Source organism: Staphylococcus sp. SUC_1.2, from assembly GCF_026222585.1.
Genome location: NZ_JANJPM010000016.1, coordinates 21348 through 38811 on the forward strand (window position 1 = coordinate 21348; position 17464 = coordinate 38811).

General features: G+C 30.6%; 16 protein-coding genes and 1 pseudogene. 5 read left to right on the plus strand and 12 right to left on the minus strand.

All coding sequences use genetic code 11. From position 1 onward, the window contains the following. Nucleotides 1–128 precede the first annotated feature (128 nt). The 3 genes from NR218_RS06965 to NR218_RS06975 all read right to left on the minus strand — a co-directional run bounded on the left by NR218_RS06965 (nt 129) and on the right by NR218_RS06975 (nt 2378). Complete coding sequence (locus NR218_RS06965; protein ID WP_017174877.1) at nt 129–473, minus strand: transcriptional regulator, SarA/Rot family; 345 nt, start codon at nt 471–473, stop codon at nt 129–131. 273 nt (nt 474–746) lie between these two features. Beyond that, the gene (locus NR218_RS06970) at nt 747–1475 is read right to left on the minus strand and encodes a transcriptional regulator, SarA/Rot family (RefSeq protein ID WP_019835266.1); all 729 of its coding nucleotides are present in this window, start codon (nt 1473–1475) and stop codon (nt 747–749) included. Between the two features lie 177 nt (nt 1476–1652). Further along, entirely contained in the window at nt 1653–2378 is a 726-nt protein-coding gene (locus tag NR218_RS06975) for a helix-turn-helix domain-containing protein (protein WP_235444177.1), read from the minus strand. Between the two features lie 747 nt (nt 2379–3125). Between NR218_RS06975 and NR218_RS06980 the strand changes: the two genes are divergently transcribed. Beyond that, entirely contained in the window at nt 3126–3908 is a 783-nt protein-coding gene (locus NR218_RS06980; RefSeq protein WP_019835268.1) for a CHAP domain-containing protein, read from the plus strand. A 301-nt stretch (nt 3909–4209) separates the two neighbouring features. On the opposite strand, the gene nhaC is transcribed toward NR218_RS06980, so the two are convergent. Both nhaC and NR218_RS06990 read right to left on the minus strand, forming a co-directional pair. Next, nucleotides 4210–5595 (minus strand): Na+/H+ antiporter NhaC, encoded by a 1386-nt coding sequence (gene nhaC / locus NR218_RS06985; protein WP_265883289.1) that lies wholly within the window; start codon nt 5593–5595, stop codon nt 4210–4212. 56 nt (nt 5596–5651) lie between these two features. Beyond that, complete coding sequence (locus NR218_RS06990) at nt 5652–6722, minus strand: NAD/NADP-dependent octopine/nopaline dehydrogenase family protein (RefSeq protein ID WP_002448510.1); 1071 nt, start codon at nt 6720–6722, stop codon at nt 5652–5654. 557 nt (nt 6723–7279) lie between these two features. On the opposite strand from NR218_RS06990, the pseudogene NR218_RS06995 reads away from it, so the two are divergent. The 4 genes and pseudogenes from NR218_RS06995 to NR218_RS07010 form a co-directional block, all read left to right on the plus strand. Then, nucleotides 7280–7435 (plus strand): annotated as a pseudogene (locus NR218_RS06995) (CHAP domain-containing protein); the annotation flags it as partial. A 204-nt stretch (nt 7436–7639) separates the two neighbouring features. Further along, nucleotides 7640–7969: a DMT family transporter gene (locus tag NR218_RS07000; RefSeq protein ID WP_048681895.1), complete on the plus strand. Its 330-nt coding sequence runs from the start codon at nt 7640–7642 to the stop codon at nt 7967–7969. A 1-nt stretch (nt 7970) separates the two neighbouring features. Next, nucleotides 7971–8285 carry a DMT family transporter gene (locus NR218_RS07005; RefSeq protein WP_017174884.1) on the plus strand — a complete coding sequence of 105 codons (315 nt, stop codon included), beginning with the start codon at nt 7971–7973 and terminating at the stop codon, nt 8283–8285. A 79-nt stretch (nt 8286–8364) separates the two neighbouring features. Further along, nucleotides 8365–9324: a 2-hydroxyacid dehydrogenase family protein gene (locus NR218_RS07010; protein ID WP_017174885.1), complete on the plus strand. Its 960-nt coding sequence runs from the start codon at nt 8365–8367 to the stop codon at nt 9322–9324. A gap of 56 nt (nt 9325–9380) precedes the next feature. On the opposite strand, the gene NR218_RS07015 is transcribed toward NR218_RS07010, so the two are convergent. From NR218_RS07015 to NR218_RS07045, 7 genes are all read right to left on the minus strand, one after another. Continuing rightward, a complete protein-coding gene (locus NR218_RS07015) occupies nt 9381–10505 on the minus strand; it encodes an FAD-dependent monooxygenase (RefSeq protein ID WP_017174886.1) in 1125 nt (374 codons plus the stop codon). A gap of 20 nt (nt 10506–10525) precedes the next feature. After that, a complete protein-coding gene (locus NR218_RS07020) occupies nt 10526–11317 on the minus strand; it encodes an N-acetylglucosaminidase (protein WP_048762113.1) in 792 nt (263 codons plus the stop codon). Nucleotides 11318–11340: 23 nt separating this feature from the next. Beyond that, nucleotides 11341–11562: a hypothetical protein gene (locus NR218_RS07025; RefSeq protein WP_017174888.1), complete on the minus strand. Its 222-nt coding sequence runs from the start codon at nt 11560–11562 to the stop codon at nt 11341–11343. A gap of 165 nt (nt 11563–11727) precedes the next feature. Further along, entirely contained in the window at nt 11728–12195 is a 468-nt protein-coding gene (locus NR218_RS07030) for a DUF1641 domain-containing protein (protein ID WP_017174889.1), read from the minus strand. 1 nt (nt 12196) lies between these two features. Further along, a complete protein-coding gene (gene fdhF / locus NR218_RS07035) occupies nt 12197–15148 on the minus strand; it encodes a formate dehydrogenase subunit alpha (RefSeq protein WP_265883290.1) in 2952 nt (983 codons plus the stop codon). 254 nt (nt 15149–15402) lie between these two features. Then, entirely contained in the window at nt 15403–16350 is a 948-nt protein-coding gene (locus NR218_RS07040; RefSeq protein ID WP_048762117.1) for an LCP family protein, read from the minus strand. Nucleotides 16351–16465: 115 nt separating this feature from the next. After that, entirely contained in the window at nt 16466–17245 is a 780-nt protein-coding gene (locus tag NR218_RS07045) for an inositol monophosphatase family protein (protein ID WP_048762118.1), read from the minus strand. Nucleotides 17246–17464 lie beyond the last annotated feature (219 nt).

Consider the following 17464-nt stretch of genomic DNA (forward strand, 5'->3'; position numbering starts at 1 on the left):
TATTTGATATATTTAATCATAGTTTAACACTCGGTTTTAATAATATAAAGCATCTCATTCACATAGTATAATAGAATTAAAAAAGAGTGGACAGACATTCTGTCTCACTCATTTACCCCATCATCATTCTATTGTATATATTTCTCTAATTCAGCAATTAAAGCATTAATTCTCCCGCGTTGCTCTTTTGTTACATAAACAATAACTGTTCTTTCATCTTGTATACTACGTTTTTTTGATAATAATTGTAAATCTTTTAATTTTTGTAATGCTTTAGTTAAGTAATAAGGTTTGAATTCTGAATACGTTGCAATTTCTTTTGAAGTAATTTCATCTTTTTTACTTTTAACAATATAATTTAAAATATAAATTTCTTCATAATTCAGATTATATTTTTTCTTAGTGTCTTTAAAAAACTTTTTCACTTGAAATGTTGCGTTAACTAAATCATTGATGTCTTTAATTTGTCCCATATTCTAAACCACTCCTCTGATGTACATCTAGTTGCTACAAGGTTCATGTATACTAACTACTACAACACTAAACATTTCTTATGCTATAAAAATTATTTTATAACATTTAAGTATAATATTTCAATATTTTTATGAAATTAAAATGATATTATATATTAAAATCTCATTTGACAAATTAAATTATACATAATTATTTCATGCGTTATACACCTAAAATAACTAGTAATGTAAGAGATAAGCCTTTCTTACATCACTAGTTATTTTTAAAACAAATTATAATGTTAATTCCTTTTTTATCATTTTACTACAATGTCTCAAGATATCATGAATCTCTTCCTTTTTTGACATATTTAACTTTATACACACTCTACGTTCATCTATAACATCTCTTTCTTTCAAAATATAACCACTTTGTTGTAATCGTTTAATTACTAAATTTATATTTATAGACTGACAACGTGAAAAATAGTTTATCGATTTCAACGAGATATCATTTTGATTCGACCAAATAATGCCTAAAACAAGCAAATCATTTAAACTTAACTGATAATGCTTAATACTCTTTTCAATCTTATTTAAAACTTTATAAATAGTAATTAGATATGTTAACTTACAATAATTCATATTCTTGATTGATGTTTTAAGATAATTATTTTCAAGTAATTCTCCAATTTCTAATAATAAATGTTTCATTTTTCTTTCATACATTTCTACAGGTAAGATTCTTAATCTTCGTTGATCATTTGCATCATAAGATTTAAAAATCCAATTTTCGTGGTATAAATGGCTAACAAGATAGAATAAAGTTCGTTTAGATAAATACGTTTTTTTCATTAATGTTTCAATATCCATACCTTGATGGTTCGTTTTATGATAATCAATAATAGCATATAGTACATTTAGGTGTTCAATATTTAGGTTTTTAGAATATTTTAGAAGTTCATCGACTGCTTTATAAAATAAAAGATAAAATAATAGTACATCCATATCGTTTTTTGTCATGATAGTTGCCACCTCGCAATTTATACAACAATTCTAGAAGACAGACTTTAGTATTGCGATACAATTTTAAAGTGTTACAAGTTTATCTCTATATCATACATATACTTACTTCATATTAAGTATGAGTAAAGGTCTAAATACTTTATCTTTTTACTTATTAATGGACTTAATCCTATTTTAGGTATGATAGTTACTTTTGGCCTCAGCTATAAGTAACTGTGCTTCATAATCTAAAGATATTTCAACCGTTTCGGTAGCCTTATATATTGGAGCAAATTGTTTTTTTCGTGCTTGACCTGGAGTCATCCCATATTTCTTACTAAATAATGCAATAAATCTCGGAAAATGATTAAATCCATGTTTATAAGCAATATCTTGAATAAATTCACTGCTATCTAAAATATCAAGTAAACATAATTTCAAACGAATATCATTAATATATTGAGCAATATTATGATAAGGTGTATGAAATTTAATCACTTGACTTAACTCTTTGTTAGACATATCAAGTGAATTCGCTAATGCTTGTTTATTAATCTTTTCATGATGATGTTCAATAATATATTCATGAACTTCATCTACAAGTGGATTGTCTAGTTTATAGTTTTGACGATGTTTTCTTTGAATATAACCTAATTCTACACATAAATGTTTAACTAATTTATCCCTTATGTGTGGAAGTCGAGGTTTTCGACTTTCAAATTCAAGAAGATTAATAATAAATGATTCTAATTGTTTTCGTTCAATAGAAGAAAATTTATATCCTTTTTGTCTGATATAATCGTCTGCAAATCTTAAATAATCTGTGAATGAAATTTCAATTATTGCAATAACAGAGTTCGTTTCGCCTTCTATCGAATATAAATCATTTAACATAATAAATACGAGATCTCTTTTTTTCATATTATATGTATCTAAGTCTAAATTTATTTTTCCAGAACCCTTTAACCAATATATAAGTTTGATATTGGATTCTTTTTGTTTTACTATTCTCGTATTTTTTAAAAGCTTTACCGAAAAATTATCTATCATACGTCTTTCCTCTCGTTTGTAATATAAAGACTAGATATAAGCGATGACATTTCTCCCCTTTATTCACCACTTAATTCTATTGAATTATCGCTTCGATACTTGTGTATGCGTATCGGAGATCTATCTTCATATACAATTTTATGTTTTATTTCGGTATTAGCAGTAGCAATATTTTGACTTATTTTATCACTTTATTATCTTATAGTATGATTTTATTATTTTTCAATATAAACTTACTTTATTTATATATAAAAAGGACATATAAAATGATTTTTTAGTATTTGTTTAATCAAGGAATCATTCAATAGGCTAAATTATTTTGTTATAAATTATTTTTCTATTATTTTACAAAAAGATTACAAGAAAATGAGTATTTTTTTCATATTCTTCTGTAAACACTGTCATAATAGCTTTTTTTATATTAAAAAATATTACTAATAATTAAATTTACAAGCTTTTATATTATCGAAAAATTACAAATCATTAACATTCCCCACAAATTGTAATTTTTTTGATAAAGTAATTCTTGTCGTTAAGTAAAATGATTTAAAGACTAAGTTAACAAATGACTATTAAATATAAAATAATATTAATTTAATTCTCAGGAGGAAATTTATAATGAAAAAAATCGCTACAGCTACAATCGCTACTGCAGGAGTTGCCGCAATTGCTATCGCCGGACAAGGACATGAAGCTCATGCAGCTGAACAAGGATATAATCCAAATGATCCTACTTCATATAGCTACTCTTACACTATCGATCAACAAGGTAACTACCATTACACTTGGAAAGGTAACTGGAGCCCAGATCGTTTAAATCATTCTAACTATAATTATAATTATAACTACAATACATATAATAATTATTCTAATACAAATTCAACATATAGTTATAACAACTATCATACTAATAACTCAAATCAAGTTGCTAGTAATCCAACACAATCTTACACAACAAATAATCAACACACTGGTGGTTTAGGTTCAGCTTCTGCTTCTACTTCTAATAATAATGTAAAAGTAACTACTGTAACTGCACCTTCATCAACGGGAGCTTCAATTTCTAACTCTGTTAGCTCAGGTAGAAACTACTATACTTCTGGCCAATGTACATATTATGTATATGACCGTGTAGGTGGTAAAATCGGTTCGACTTGGGGTAACGCAAATAACTGGGCAAATGCTGCAGCATCTGCTGGTTACACAGTAAATAACCGTCCATCTGCAGGTGCAATTATGCAATCTACTGCTGGTGCTTACGGTCACGTAGCATATGTTGAAAGTGTAAATAGTAATGGTTCAATCACAGTATCTGAAATGAATTATGGACATGGTGTAGGTGTAGTAACATCTCGTACACTTTCTTCAAGTGAAGCTGCTTCATATAATTTCATTCATTAATTAAATTGATAAAGAAAAAAGATTTAGAATTCAATATGAATTCTAAATCTTTTTTTATGCATACATACAAAAAGCGTTCGAAACTTTAGTGTTTAGAACGCTTTAAGTTATCATATTAATCAAATTCGTTATTATGGATTGAATTCTCGCCACAAAAATTAAATCCACCTTTAATTCATTTTTTAGGATATCTAAAATGAATGTATTTTTTAAATAACATCGCTACTATGATTCTAATCAATACTTTAATCCTAATTTATTATTTCCATATTATAGGGGAATTAAACATCAAATTAATCATTTAATTTATTTTTTTACGTATTCCAATGCCAGTAAATCCATAAATAATTGCTAATATAGCACATAAATAACATGGTACTGCCCAAATAAAGAATTGATCAACTGAAACTCCTAATTGTTGCGCATAGTAAATACCTGAGGTTCCCCAAGGAATTAATGGTAGGACCATAGTACTGGAATCTTCTAATGTACGAGATAAATTACTTCTATCTAAATTCATATCTTCAAACATGTCTTTCATAAGTACCCCAACCATAATAATAACAATTGACGCCACACCAGCAGCAAATACCAACATTAGGGACGATAGCACAGTAATAAGAACGAGGGTACCAACAGATTTAACACCTTTTGCAACAGTTTGTAACATTACATCTAAACAACCAGATTTCTCTACAATACCTGCAAATGCATAACCACAAAAAATGGTCACAATGATTTGTGTCATACTCATCATTCCACCTTGTTCAATCAATGTTTTTGCATTTTCGGTAACATGAGAATGCCCAGTCATAGATGATGTAAAACCATCAAACGTTGCTTTAAAACCATCTACAAATTTAAATCCATTATTAAACCTACCTATCAAAATAGCACTCAACGCTGAAATAAGCATAGATGGAACAGTTGAAATTTTAAATATTAAACAAATGATAATCACAATTAAAGGAATCCATACAAAAAAATTAATATTATAAATACTAGATAGTTCATTTAAAAGTACTTTTATTTGCTTAGTATTTACATTACCTTGGGAATTTAATCCTGCAAAAAACCATACGATAAGTCCAATGATTGATGCTGGAATGGTTGTCCACATCATTGCTCTAATATGAGAAAAAATGTTTACTTTTGTTACGAGTGCAGCAAGATTGGTTGTATCTGATAAAGGTGACATTTTATCTCCAAATACTGCACCTGCAATAATTGCACCTGCTGCCATTCCTTGATTTATACCAAGTTGACTTCCAATAGATATTAAGGCAATCCCAGCTGTAGACGCAGACCCCCAAGCTGTTCCGGTTGCTAAACTACATATAGCCGAAATGATAAATGCTGAAATTAGAAAATAACTAGGATTCAAAAACTTAAGCCCATAGTAGATTAATGCAGGTACAGTGCCTGCGTACATCCAGCTACCTACAATGATACCTACAGCCAAAATAATGAAAATAGCAGGCATAGCTGTTGTCAATCGATGTGTAATTCCTTCTTCTAAGTCCTTCCATTTTAAACCGACACGCATAGCAATAAAAGCAGCGTAGGTTGAAGCGATAAGTAACAATACTTGAATAGGGATATTGAATTTAACAAATCCAATTGTAACAACTATTACCATGACAATAATTGTAGATATTGCTTCTAGAAATGTGGGTTTTCTTTTCATATATCTGCTCCTTTTTCTTTTTTCTTAAGACCTCTTTTCTATACCAAACATTATACTTATTTTAATCCTAATTTATCTAAACCAAGTTCTTCTACTGTTAGTCCTTCATTAAAGAAATCACGTTCGAGAATAGTAGAGGCAATGGTAATTATCGCATCAATATTCGGTGTATCTACACCAATTTCACGTCCTAAACTTGACCATAATACAAGTCCATATGCGATATCTTCAGTAAGATAACGATTTTCTACAGAGTTCGGTCCTGGAATTTGTGAAAATACAGGACTTGTATTAAATAAACGATTTAGCGGTTCATCCTCGTCTTTACGTTCTAGATAACCTCGTTGAATACGCGCTTCTTTAGCAGTTAATAATTCAAAACCTAATTTACGCCCTAAAGTTAGACGTTCTAATTCTACAGCATGTAAAAGTCGCACTGTGTGTTTTGTGATACCTTCTTTATATAATGCAAATGTATCTGCATAATCTATACGACCTACATTTAATAGTGTAGGAGCTGGATGAACTTCAGGATTTCCATTTTCTAGATTCGTTTTCCACAAACTTTCTTCTTTTACTAATTGTGGGTACAATTGGCTCACTTTATCAAAACATTCATTTAACTCTCTCTTATTGTACGTTGAGAAAAAGACTTTTCTTACATTAAGAGATAAATCCACTCGAGCCTCTTCAAAATCTACACGTGTTCCGTAAGTAAGGGTATTAGCTTCTGCATATTTAGGTTGAATATTAATATGACGTTCTTCTAATACATTCATAAATCGAATTGATCCCATAGCTGCTGCGATATTAAAGAAAATAATTTGTTCCGCCGTTATATAATGAGACATCACTTTTGCATAATATTCAATGTAAGATGAAGGAATCACTACTTGTATCACTTCTGCATCTTTTAATACATATTCAATATCATCACTAATATTTGTAAAAGGTACAAACGTTTCATGACCTTCATTATTAAAATCAAATCCACCTTTTTCTAACGCTCTATCAAATTTGTGAATTGATGAATTTCGACAATATAATTTGACTTCATGTCCTTGATTGACCATATCTACTGCAGCTGTAACCGCACCATTTCCTGATCCTACTATTGCAATTTTCATAGTTATCATTCCTCATTTCTCTATTTAGAATTTTTAATAGTCATCTAAAAAAATTATTATCAATAAATAAAGATGCAGATATAAATACTGCATCTTCAAAATAGTATTATTTTATTCTATAGCCTAATTTAAATTTTTACAAACACTATTAGTAGTATGATATCACATAAATCTCCATAAATGTAACCGCTTATCCTTTAAGTATATACCTATATATATAATAAGTTTATTACAAGGTTCTGTAATATAAATTCTATTAATATTTTCAAAAAAATTAGAAAATGTATAGCAAACATGCAGTTTGCAAGAAATATTTCATTAAGAAATATTAAACAGATTTTTATTACATAGTTGTACAAGAATTTTGAATTTCATTTACGGTAAAGTAACAATGCCCTACTACATGTTTTTATCTGATAAAGTATGACTTATCGTTAATAGCGACAAGTTAATGTTAAAACATATTCAACATATCGCTAAAATTATCCTATTGTTGAATAGTATTTGGGAGGACTTTATTTATGAAAAAATGAATTACATTATCAACACTGACAGCAGGAAGTTTAGGACATGTGGCTTATGTAGAAAGTGTAAATAGTGATGGATCAATTACAATTTCAGAAATGAATTACACAGGTGGCGCATACGTGACTGATACACGTACAATTTCAGCAAGCGAAGTAAGTGCTTATAATTATATTCATTTATCGTAAATATCTAAGATTGATATAACTTGAATATAAATATATTACCGTTTAAGATAACCTTTAAGATTATATTTTCATTAATTTAAAAGTGAGAAAATGAATTCATAATGAATTCTTTCTCACTTTTTTATTTTCTAAAATTGCATAACTCATAATTGTTTGAGAAAATATTTTTACTTATCAAAAATATTATAAGGAGTAATGGATATAATGCAATGGTTAAAGGTCATTTTATCTGGATTGATAGAAGTTGTTTGGGTTACGTGTTTAAATTACGCTCATAATACGTTTACTTGGCTCATCACTTTATTATTTATTGCTTTAAGTTTTTATTTAATGCTTTCTGCGACAAAACAACTTCCAGTAGGTACTGTTTATGCTGTCTTTGTTGGTATAGGCGCTGCAGGAACAGTTATCGTTGATATGTTATTTATTAATCACGTCATTTCACTTATGAAATTATTATTTATTATTTTATTAATTATAGGTATTATCGGATTAAAGCTTTCTACTGATGACCAATCTGAAGGAGGTCTATAAAATGGCGTGGTTATACCTTTTAGTTGCAGGATGCTTTGAGATTTTAGGTGTTGTTTTCTTAAATGAACTGAATCGTACACATAAAAAAATATATATTCTACTAGGTGCGCTTACTTTTATATTTAGTTTTAGTACTTTAAAACTATCTATGCAGACGATTTCGATGGGAACTGCCTATGCAATATGGACAGGGATCGGGACTGCTGGAGGTACCATTGTAGGTATGATTTTCTATAATGAATCAAAAAAATTTATTCGTATATTTTGTATTGGTTTAATCTTAATATCCGTAATTGCTTTAAAAATAATACAGTAACTTTATTCATATAAATTCTTTGTGTCCCTATCTTTCTTCCATTATACTTAATTTGAAAGAATACAAAGGAGTGAGATGGATGGAAAAAGTATATATAGCTGGTAAAATTCCAGAAGCTGGTTTAAATCTACTCAAAGAACATTTTGAAGTAGACATGTATGAAGGTGAAGGTATCATCGATAAAGAAACATTAAAAAAAGGTGTCAAAGATGCTTCTGCTTTAATTAGTATTTTATCCACTAATGTAGATAAAGAAGTAATTGACAGTGGTGAAAATCTTAAAATTATTGCCAATTATGGCGCTGGATTTAATAATGTAGATGTAGATTATGCACGTGAAAAAAACATTGATGTTACAAATACACCAAAAGCATCTACAGCTGCAACTGCTGAATTAACATTCGGCTTAGTATTAGCAATTGCTCGTCGTATTGTTGAAGGTGACAAACTTTCTCGTACAAAAGGATTTGATGGTTGGGCGCCATTATTCTTTAGAGGCCGTGAAGTCTCAGGCAAAACACTTGGTATTATCGGATTTGGAGAAATTGGTAGTGCAGTAGCTAAACGTGCAAAAGGATTTGATATGGATATCCTTTATACAGGTCCTCACCAAAAAAAGGAAAAAGAACGTGAAATTGGTGCTAAATACGTTGATTTAGATACATTATTAGAACACTCTGATTTTATTACAATCAATGCTGCTTACAATCCAGATATACACCACATGATTGATTCAGAACAATTTAAAAAAATGAAATCTACTGCTTATTTAGTCAATGCAGGGCGTGGACCAATCGTTAATGAACAAGCACTTGTTGATGCATTGAAGCATAAAGATATTGAAGGTGCAGCTCTCGATGTGTATGAATTTGAGCCAGATATTACTGAAGGCTTGAAATCTTTAGATAACGTAGTCATTACGCCACACATTGGTAATGCTACGTTCGAAGCTCGTGAAATGATGTCTAAAATTGTAGCTAATGATACAATTAAAAAATTGAATGGTGAAGAACCGCAATTTGTTGTTAATAAAAAATAAGGTTAAATAAAATAAGGAGTTATCATAGAATCCATAGTGAATTCTATGATAACTCCTTATTTGTCTTTTGTTTTATATAAAAATTTAGTTTGACCACTAAAAAATCGTTTTGGCATACGTTTCATGATAGCATTGCGCAATGCAACAACTAGTTTATTATCTTTTTGAGCGATATTTCCGACTTTTCGAGAACGTTTTATTACTTTTTTAGTATGTTTTACACGTAATTTATTATATCGCTGTAATGCTTTTTCTAAGTCATAAGAAGCGATACAATTAGCTAAAACGATAGCATCTTCCATTGCTTGTCCTGCGCCCTGACCCATGTTTGGCGTCATTGCATGGGCAGCATCTCCTAATAAGACTGTACGACGATGTACAAATGAAGTTAAAGGTTTTAAATCATATAAATCGTTTTTAATAATACCTGTTTCACTTTGTTTATCTAACAATGCCCTCACTTGATTAGGATAATGATTAAAATAAGCCTGCAAATGTGGTTTTTCAAATGATACATATTTAGGATCTTTTTCATTTGCATTAATTGTAATAAACCAATAGGCTTGATTATTAATTAGAGGCACAATGCCCACGCGTCCACGTCTTCCCCAATATTCATCTGCTGTATATTGATTCATTATGTCCGCTTCATCTATCATTCCTCTAAAGCATGTATAACCTTGATAAATCACTTTAGAGTCTGGGAATAATGCTTTTCTAACGATTGAATGAATACCATCCGCTCCAATACATAAATCAAACGTCTGACTTGCATGTTTTGAGAAATGAAGCATTGGCAGTTCAGATTGAACATCCACTTTAGTCACTTCATAATCAGTAAATACAGTATTAGGTTTTACATATGAAGATATTAACTCTATTAATGACTGACGAGATAATGTCACATTTAATGTTCCCTCTTTCAACTTAGCAGATGTAAGCAAATCACCTTTATCGCTATAGATATTTAATGATTTTAAATTTTGTCCGGCATTTTTGATACCTTTAGCTAAATCATGATTACCGAGTTTTTTTAAAACGTTATCACCGATACCAATACCTGCACCTACTTCTTTAATATCAGTCTTTCTCTCAAAGACTTTGACATCATGCCCTTGTTCTTGTAAAAGTGCTGCAACCGTTAAACCTCCGATACCAGCACCTATCACTGCAACTTTCATTCTATTACACCTCAATATCTCTATTTATTAGATATATAGTAATTCCTACGTATCTTATCTTTTTTTATACCCAAACGTTCATAATCTTTTTTCATATTATCTGCAATTTTATCTGCCCACTCAATATCACTCGCATATTGATGAGACCCTGGATTTTTAGGATTCCATCTCATTTGATAAAGCGTAATTTGTTCGTTTTCAAAATATTGATGACGAATAAAAGCTGCACCGCCCATAATTGCTTTACTTGGTGTTGTCCAATTATGTTCTTTAGCATAACTATGACCAGTAGCAATGGCATCTTGATCAAATGCACCAATTCCAAAAAAATTATAGTATTTATGATTATTCTCTTTAATACCATTAGCCAGTTCGGATTGACCATTTGCTGTTTCTATGATTGCATGATTCATTAAATATATAATATTCACTTGATACTTATCTTGGGCTTTTAAAAATGTTTGAGCCTGATCTGTTAAAATACCTTTATTTTTAAGTATATGTTTTACCTCATCTTCATTCATTGGAACCGTTTTAGATAGATCCATATATTTTAAATCATTGTCTTTTTTAGAAATACTCATTGCTCTTTTCACTTCATTATTATTCGCTAGAACAAACTGATTATTTTTATCAATGGTATTTAATTGGTTCGATTGGGTTTGCTTTTGAAGGGCCTCTTGAAAACTGTATCTTCGATCATTACGTAGTATATCCTTATGATTGATACAAAGTAATACAATCAATATGATGAGAACAATAATAAAAAGTATAATAGATAAACGTAACTGATTACTATTTCTATATTTCATAAATTGAAATTCCTCTAATTGTCTTATTTAGATAACATACTGTATGCAACTATAATAGCAATAATGACGATGGCAAACGAAATATTAATAATAATTTTCATGCCCGTACGATCTCGAAATAAAACATTAAAAATAACAAGACTAATTGCCAATGAAACGGCAAACATTGCTATCGCTAACATTAATTTCATCATAATTAAAAATATAATTCCTAATACAACAAAAATATTAGAAATAATAGTCATTATTTTAATAATATTTGGATGAATAAGTCCTCTCTCCTTACACTTTAATTTATACACTCTACTTTATCATAATAGATGTATACTATATTTTACAAATTCATTTCTAAAAAAACTCCTCAACATAAGTCATTTCGTTCTTATATTAAGGAGTCGTATATATTCAATTTATTCTTTAGACATACCTTTAAGTAAATTTATCATGTACGTTAAGCTACGATTCATATCATCATCTTTTAATACACTCATTAAGCTTCGTATTGTCGTTTTGGCATTTGGACTTGCTTGATTAGCTACGTGTAAGCCACTATTAAGTTTATTTAAAAATTGACTTAGTTCTTTAACTTCTAAATTCCCAAGCATAAATACCATTGGAGCTAAATTTGTAATGAGTCCAGTATACATATCTTTATTTAATTCCGTAGCGAATTTATTTATAATAACTTGACGACCTTTAATACCACCGTTAATAGCATCTAAGAGTTTTGCATCATCTAAATTTTTAATAATACGAATAGCTTTTAAAATACTATCCTTATTTTCAACAATTGCATCTGTAACTTCATTCAAACTTTCCAACTTAAGTTGTTCTTTTGATTTTTCAAGACGATTAATTTTAGTTATTCTTTCAGCCATATTAATCCACCACATTTCCTGGGAAAATATAATCCTTACGTTTCCATTTTTTCTGAACTTGGACACTATATTGCGGATGACGATGTTTATCTACACGGAAATTCGTTGGATTTAAGGGAGATTTACCTTTTCTAGTTATAACCTCTAAACGACAATGTGTACGTTTATAAGATGGTGTGTGTGTAGCATAATCCACGTCACTATTAGTTAATTTATTTATAGCACCTATATCGCCATTACTCATAGCATCATTATTTAAAGGAATATATATTTCTTTTCCTTTAACTCTATCAGTAATTGTAGCAACTAAAGTAGCTTCTCCTGTATCAGAAATAAGTTTTACTTCTGCACCCTCATGGATATCGCGATCTTTGGCTAATTCAGGTGAAATTTCTACAAATGCGTGAGGCATTTTATATTTAATCATTTCTGTTTGATATGTCATATTTCCTTCATGGAAATGTTCTAGTACGCGACCATTATTTACATGTAAATCATATACTTCATCTTCTTTAAAGAAATTATCAAATGTTAATTCAAATAATTTTGCACGTTTATTATCGAAATTAAAGCCATCAAGATATAATGTAGGTTGATCTGTACCATCTGGTGCTACAGGCCATTGTAAACTGTTAAAACCTTCTAATCTTTCATAGCTAACACCTGAATAAGACGGTGTTAAGCGTGCAATTTCGTCCATGATTTCTGAAGGATGACTATAATTCCAATCAAAGCCCATTCTTTTAGCAATCAATTGGAAAATTACCCAGTCAGGTTTTGAGTCACCTAAAGGTGATAGTGCTTGATTAATACGTTGGATTCTACGCTCTGTATTTGTATATGTGCCATCTTTTTCTAATGAAGGACTAGCTGGTAACACAACATCTGCATACGTTGCTGTAAATGTTAAAAATTCATCTTGAACTACCAAAAATTCAACTTTTTCTAATGCAGATTGTACATAGTTAATATTTGAATCTACAATTCCAGTATCTTCACCATACAAATATAGTGAATGAATTTGTCCTTCATGAATACCATCCATCATTTGATGATTATCTCGACCAGGCGTTGGATTCAATGTAACACCATACTCTTTCTCAAATTTCGATCTAATTTCATCATTGTGTATCATTTGATAACCTGGAAATTGGTCCGGCATACTTCCCATATCACTTGCACCTTGAACATTATTGTGGCCACGTAATGGATAAGCCCCTGTGCCAGGTCTTCTATAGTTACCTGTTACAAGAAGAAGATTTGAAATTGCTGTACTTGTATCACTACCAATATCTTGTTGTGTGACACCCATTGCCCAACAAATAGCTACAGATTCTGCTTTTGCGCATTCTTCCGCAAAACTAATTAATCGCGTTTTTGAAATTCCTGTAACCTCTTCAGTATATTCTAATGAAAATGGAGTTAATGATTCATAATACTCATCAAAATTGTCAACCCACTCTTTAATAAATTCAATATCATGTAAATGATGATCGATAATATATTTTGTCACAGCGCTCAACCATACTAAGTCTGTACCAGGTTTAGGTTGATAAAATTCATCTGCACGTTCAGCCATTTCATGTTTACGAATATCAAAGACATGCATTCTTTGTCCAAACAATTTCTGTGCACGTTTAATTCTTGAAGCAATAACTGGATGTGCTTCTGCTGTATTTGTACCAATAAGTACCGTCATAGTTGCTTTTTCCAAGTCATCAATAGAACCTGAGTCCCCGCCATGTCCTACCGTTCTAAATAATCCTTTTGTAGCAGGTGCTTGACAATATCTCGAACAATTATCAATATTATTTGAACCAAATACTTGGCGAGAAAGTTTTTGCATTAAGTATGACTCTTCGTTTGTACCTTTTGAAGAGGCGATAAATGCTAGGTGATCGCCACCATATTCATTTTTAATGCGCTTAAAGTTCTTTTCTATAACATCGAGGGCTTCTTCCCATTCAACCTCATGAAATTCACCATTTTTACGTACTAAAGGTTTAGTTAAACGTTGATCCGAATTAATGTGTCCCCACGAGAATTTGCCTTTTACACAAGTAGAGATTTTATTTGCTGGAGAGTCGTGTGATGGTTGAACTTTTAAGATTTCTCTATCTTTTGTCCATACATCAAATGAACATCCTACACCACAATATGTACATACTGTTTTAGTTTTGTTAATTCTTTCTTTACGCATCTCTGCTTCAGAATCCGACACAGCAAATAACAATCCATCACCTGGTTCAGCTTTTTTAGTTAAATCAATCATAGATGCTAATGAACCCGGTTCTGTATCAGTTAAATATCCCGCATTGCCCTCCATATTGACTTCCATCATTGCATTACATGGACACACTGTCGCACATTGACCACATGATACACAAGACGATTCATTTATTGGAACATCATTATCCCAAATCACACGTGGGTGCTCACAATCCCAATCTATAGAAAGTGTTTCGTTAACTTCCACATCTTGACATGCTTCTACACATCTACCACATAGGATACATTGGTCTGGGTCATAACGATAGAAAGGACCATAATCTTTCTCATAAGGCTTTGTTTTATATTCATATGATTGTTCTTGTAATCCCCATGCATCCATTGCATTGTGAATCTCACAATCACCGTTATTATAATCACATACTGTACAATACAGCATATGTTTTTCTAAAATTCTATCTAATGCTTCTTTTTGGCTAGCTTTCACTCGTTTATTTTGAGTATTGACTGACATCGGACGGTCAACTACTGTACTACACGCTCGTTCAACTTTACCATCAATTTCAACCATGCAAGTATCACAGGTTTGAATTGGACCCATGGATTCGTTATAGCAAATTGAAGGAACGAAAGTATCACGAGATTTAATAAATTCAAGTAAATTTGTTCCAGGTTCTACAAGGTAATCCACATCATCTAGGGTTAAAACTAAATGTTCTTGCATTGCTTTCCCCACCTTATATTTATATTCCATAAACAACCAATTTCATTAAGATTCTGTATTATTTCCCCATATTCAATACAGAATTAATATTATTGTATAACTAAAATCATATAATGTTAAGGCTTTCAATCATATCTATTGACCTTTCTTTATTCTTTTAAATAAAGAATATACTTTTAAATTTTTATATCTTTAAATAAAAAATCTGAGACCTATAAATTAGTCTCAGATTTTTTAATTGCTATATATTTTTTTTATTTTTTCAAATTATTATTTAATACCTCTGTCATTTGCACTTTTGAACTTTCATTAGGAATAAAATACCATAATCCATCATTTTGAATACTACCTGTCCCTTCTAGCTGATGACGATTAACTGTATCATTAGCCTCTTTATAATGACTTCTAATTTCATTTAAGTCTCCTAATGTTAAATCAGTTGTGACGTTCTTTTGAATTTGAGTAATTAATGATGGCAAATGTGTAATCACTGAAGAACTAACCATTTTATTTGCCATAGCTTGTAAAACTAGTTGTTGACGTTCTTGACGTCCAAAATCACCACCTGCACCTGTTTCTTTACGACTTCTAATAAATGCCATGGCTGTATCTCCATCAACATGAGTAGATTGCCCTTTAGTAAATGTTGTACCTTGAACTGTAAATGTATCATTACTTACTATGTTAACACCGCCTACCGAATCAATCATGTCGTGTAATCCATCCATATCAATAGTAGCGTAGTGGTCTATTGGCACATTCATTAGTTTTTCTAATGATTTAACAGCCATGGTAGGCCCCCCATAAGCGTAAGCATGATTAATTTTTTCAGTTGTACCTCTTCCTACGATTTCTGCTTGAGTATCACGTGGAATACTTACAAGCTCAGTCGTTTTTTTCTTTGGATTCACTGATAAAATCATTATTGTATCACTACGTTCACCATCATTTGTGCTTTTACGTTGTGCATTAGAGTCAACACCAAATAAGGCAATTGTAAATGGATCTCCATTTTTTAAATTAACATTATGAGAACGCAATTCAGATTGTTGACGATGAAGCGGGTTATGAATTTTATTACCTGTTATCAATATCGTTGTCGCGATAACGGCTACAGTAACGACAGCTAACACAACAAGTATACTAATAATCCATTTCATTATTTTACTAGAGGAACGTTTTTTTCTATCAGGACGTTGCATCTTCCTCCTCCTATTCTACTTATATTAAAATATATCTCCATTATTATATATTAAATGATTTAATTTACTATACAACTTTAGTAGGAAATATATTAAATAACTAAGAAGAGAAGGATTAGTGTTTATCATTAATAATAGCTAATATCTCCTCGTAGCACCCTTTATTACTAATAATAAAGGGGCCACCTTTAGCGAAATCAAGATGTTGTCCATCCATCTGTGTCATCACTAATCCTAATTCTCTGGCGAATAAAAACTGTGCTGCGATATCCCAAGGTTTAGGATTAGTATTAAAATGTGCTCCAAATTGTCCTTTTATCACTCGCACTGAATCTAATCCGCAAGCTCCTATATATCTCACACTAAAAGACGATTGATACAAAGCTTTACTTAATTTTTCATTCACGTATTCTGAACCAAATGAAACAATAGTATCTTTAAGCGATAATACTTCTGGAGACTCAAGTTTGACATTATTCATGAAGGCCCCCTTACCTTCAATTGCTTTATATATTATTTTATGAGCGTAGTCATAAATATAAGATAATTTAGGTTGTCCATTTTCAAAGTAAGCTAAAATAATACAATAATCTTCTTGTTGTTTCACTAAATTGGCTGTTCCATCAATAGGGTCCATAATCCAAAGGTGTCCCTGATAAGGTTCAATACCCTCATTATTTTTTTCTTCAGCTAATAACTGATGTGTAGGAAAATACTTTTCCAGATAGGCCTCGAAATCATTTTGTATTTGTTTATCTACATTTGTAACTAAATCGAATCGATTTTCTTTTGTTTCTGTAACCATGTTTTTAATTAAATTAGGAATAATACCATCTAAATGTTGGAACCAATCCGTAATATGCTTATCTATAAATTGAAGTTGTTGTTTTTGCATGATGTCACCTCAACGTTTTTATTCATCTTATCATATAACATATTATTTTTTTTAAATAAAAAATCGGCTAGTCATTTGCTAGCCGACAAAATAGAAAGGAAAGTAAGTAATAAATATTGAAGATGTTTCGATGTAACCCGAACGATTCACCTTGAGCTATCTGTTATACAGCCCCTACCCCTTTGTTTGAAATCGTTCTACCCTGTTACAAATACTATA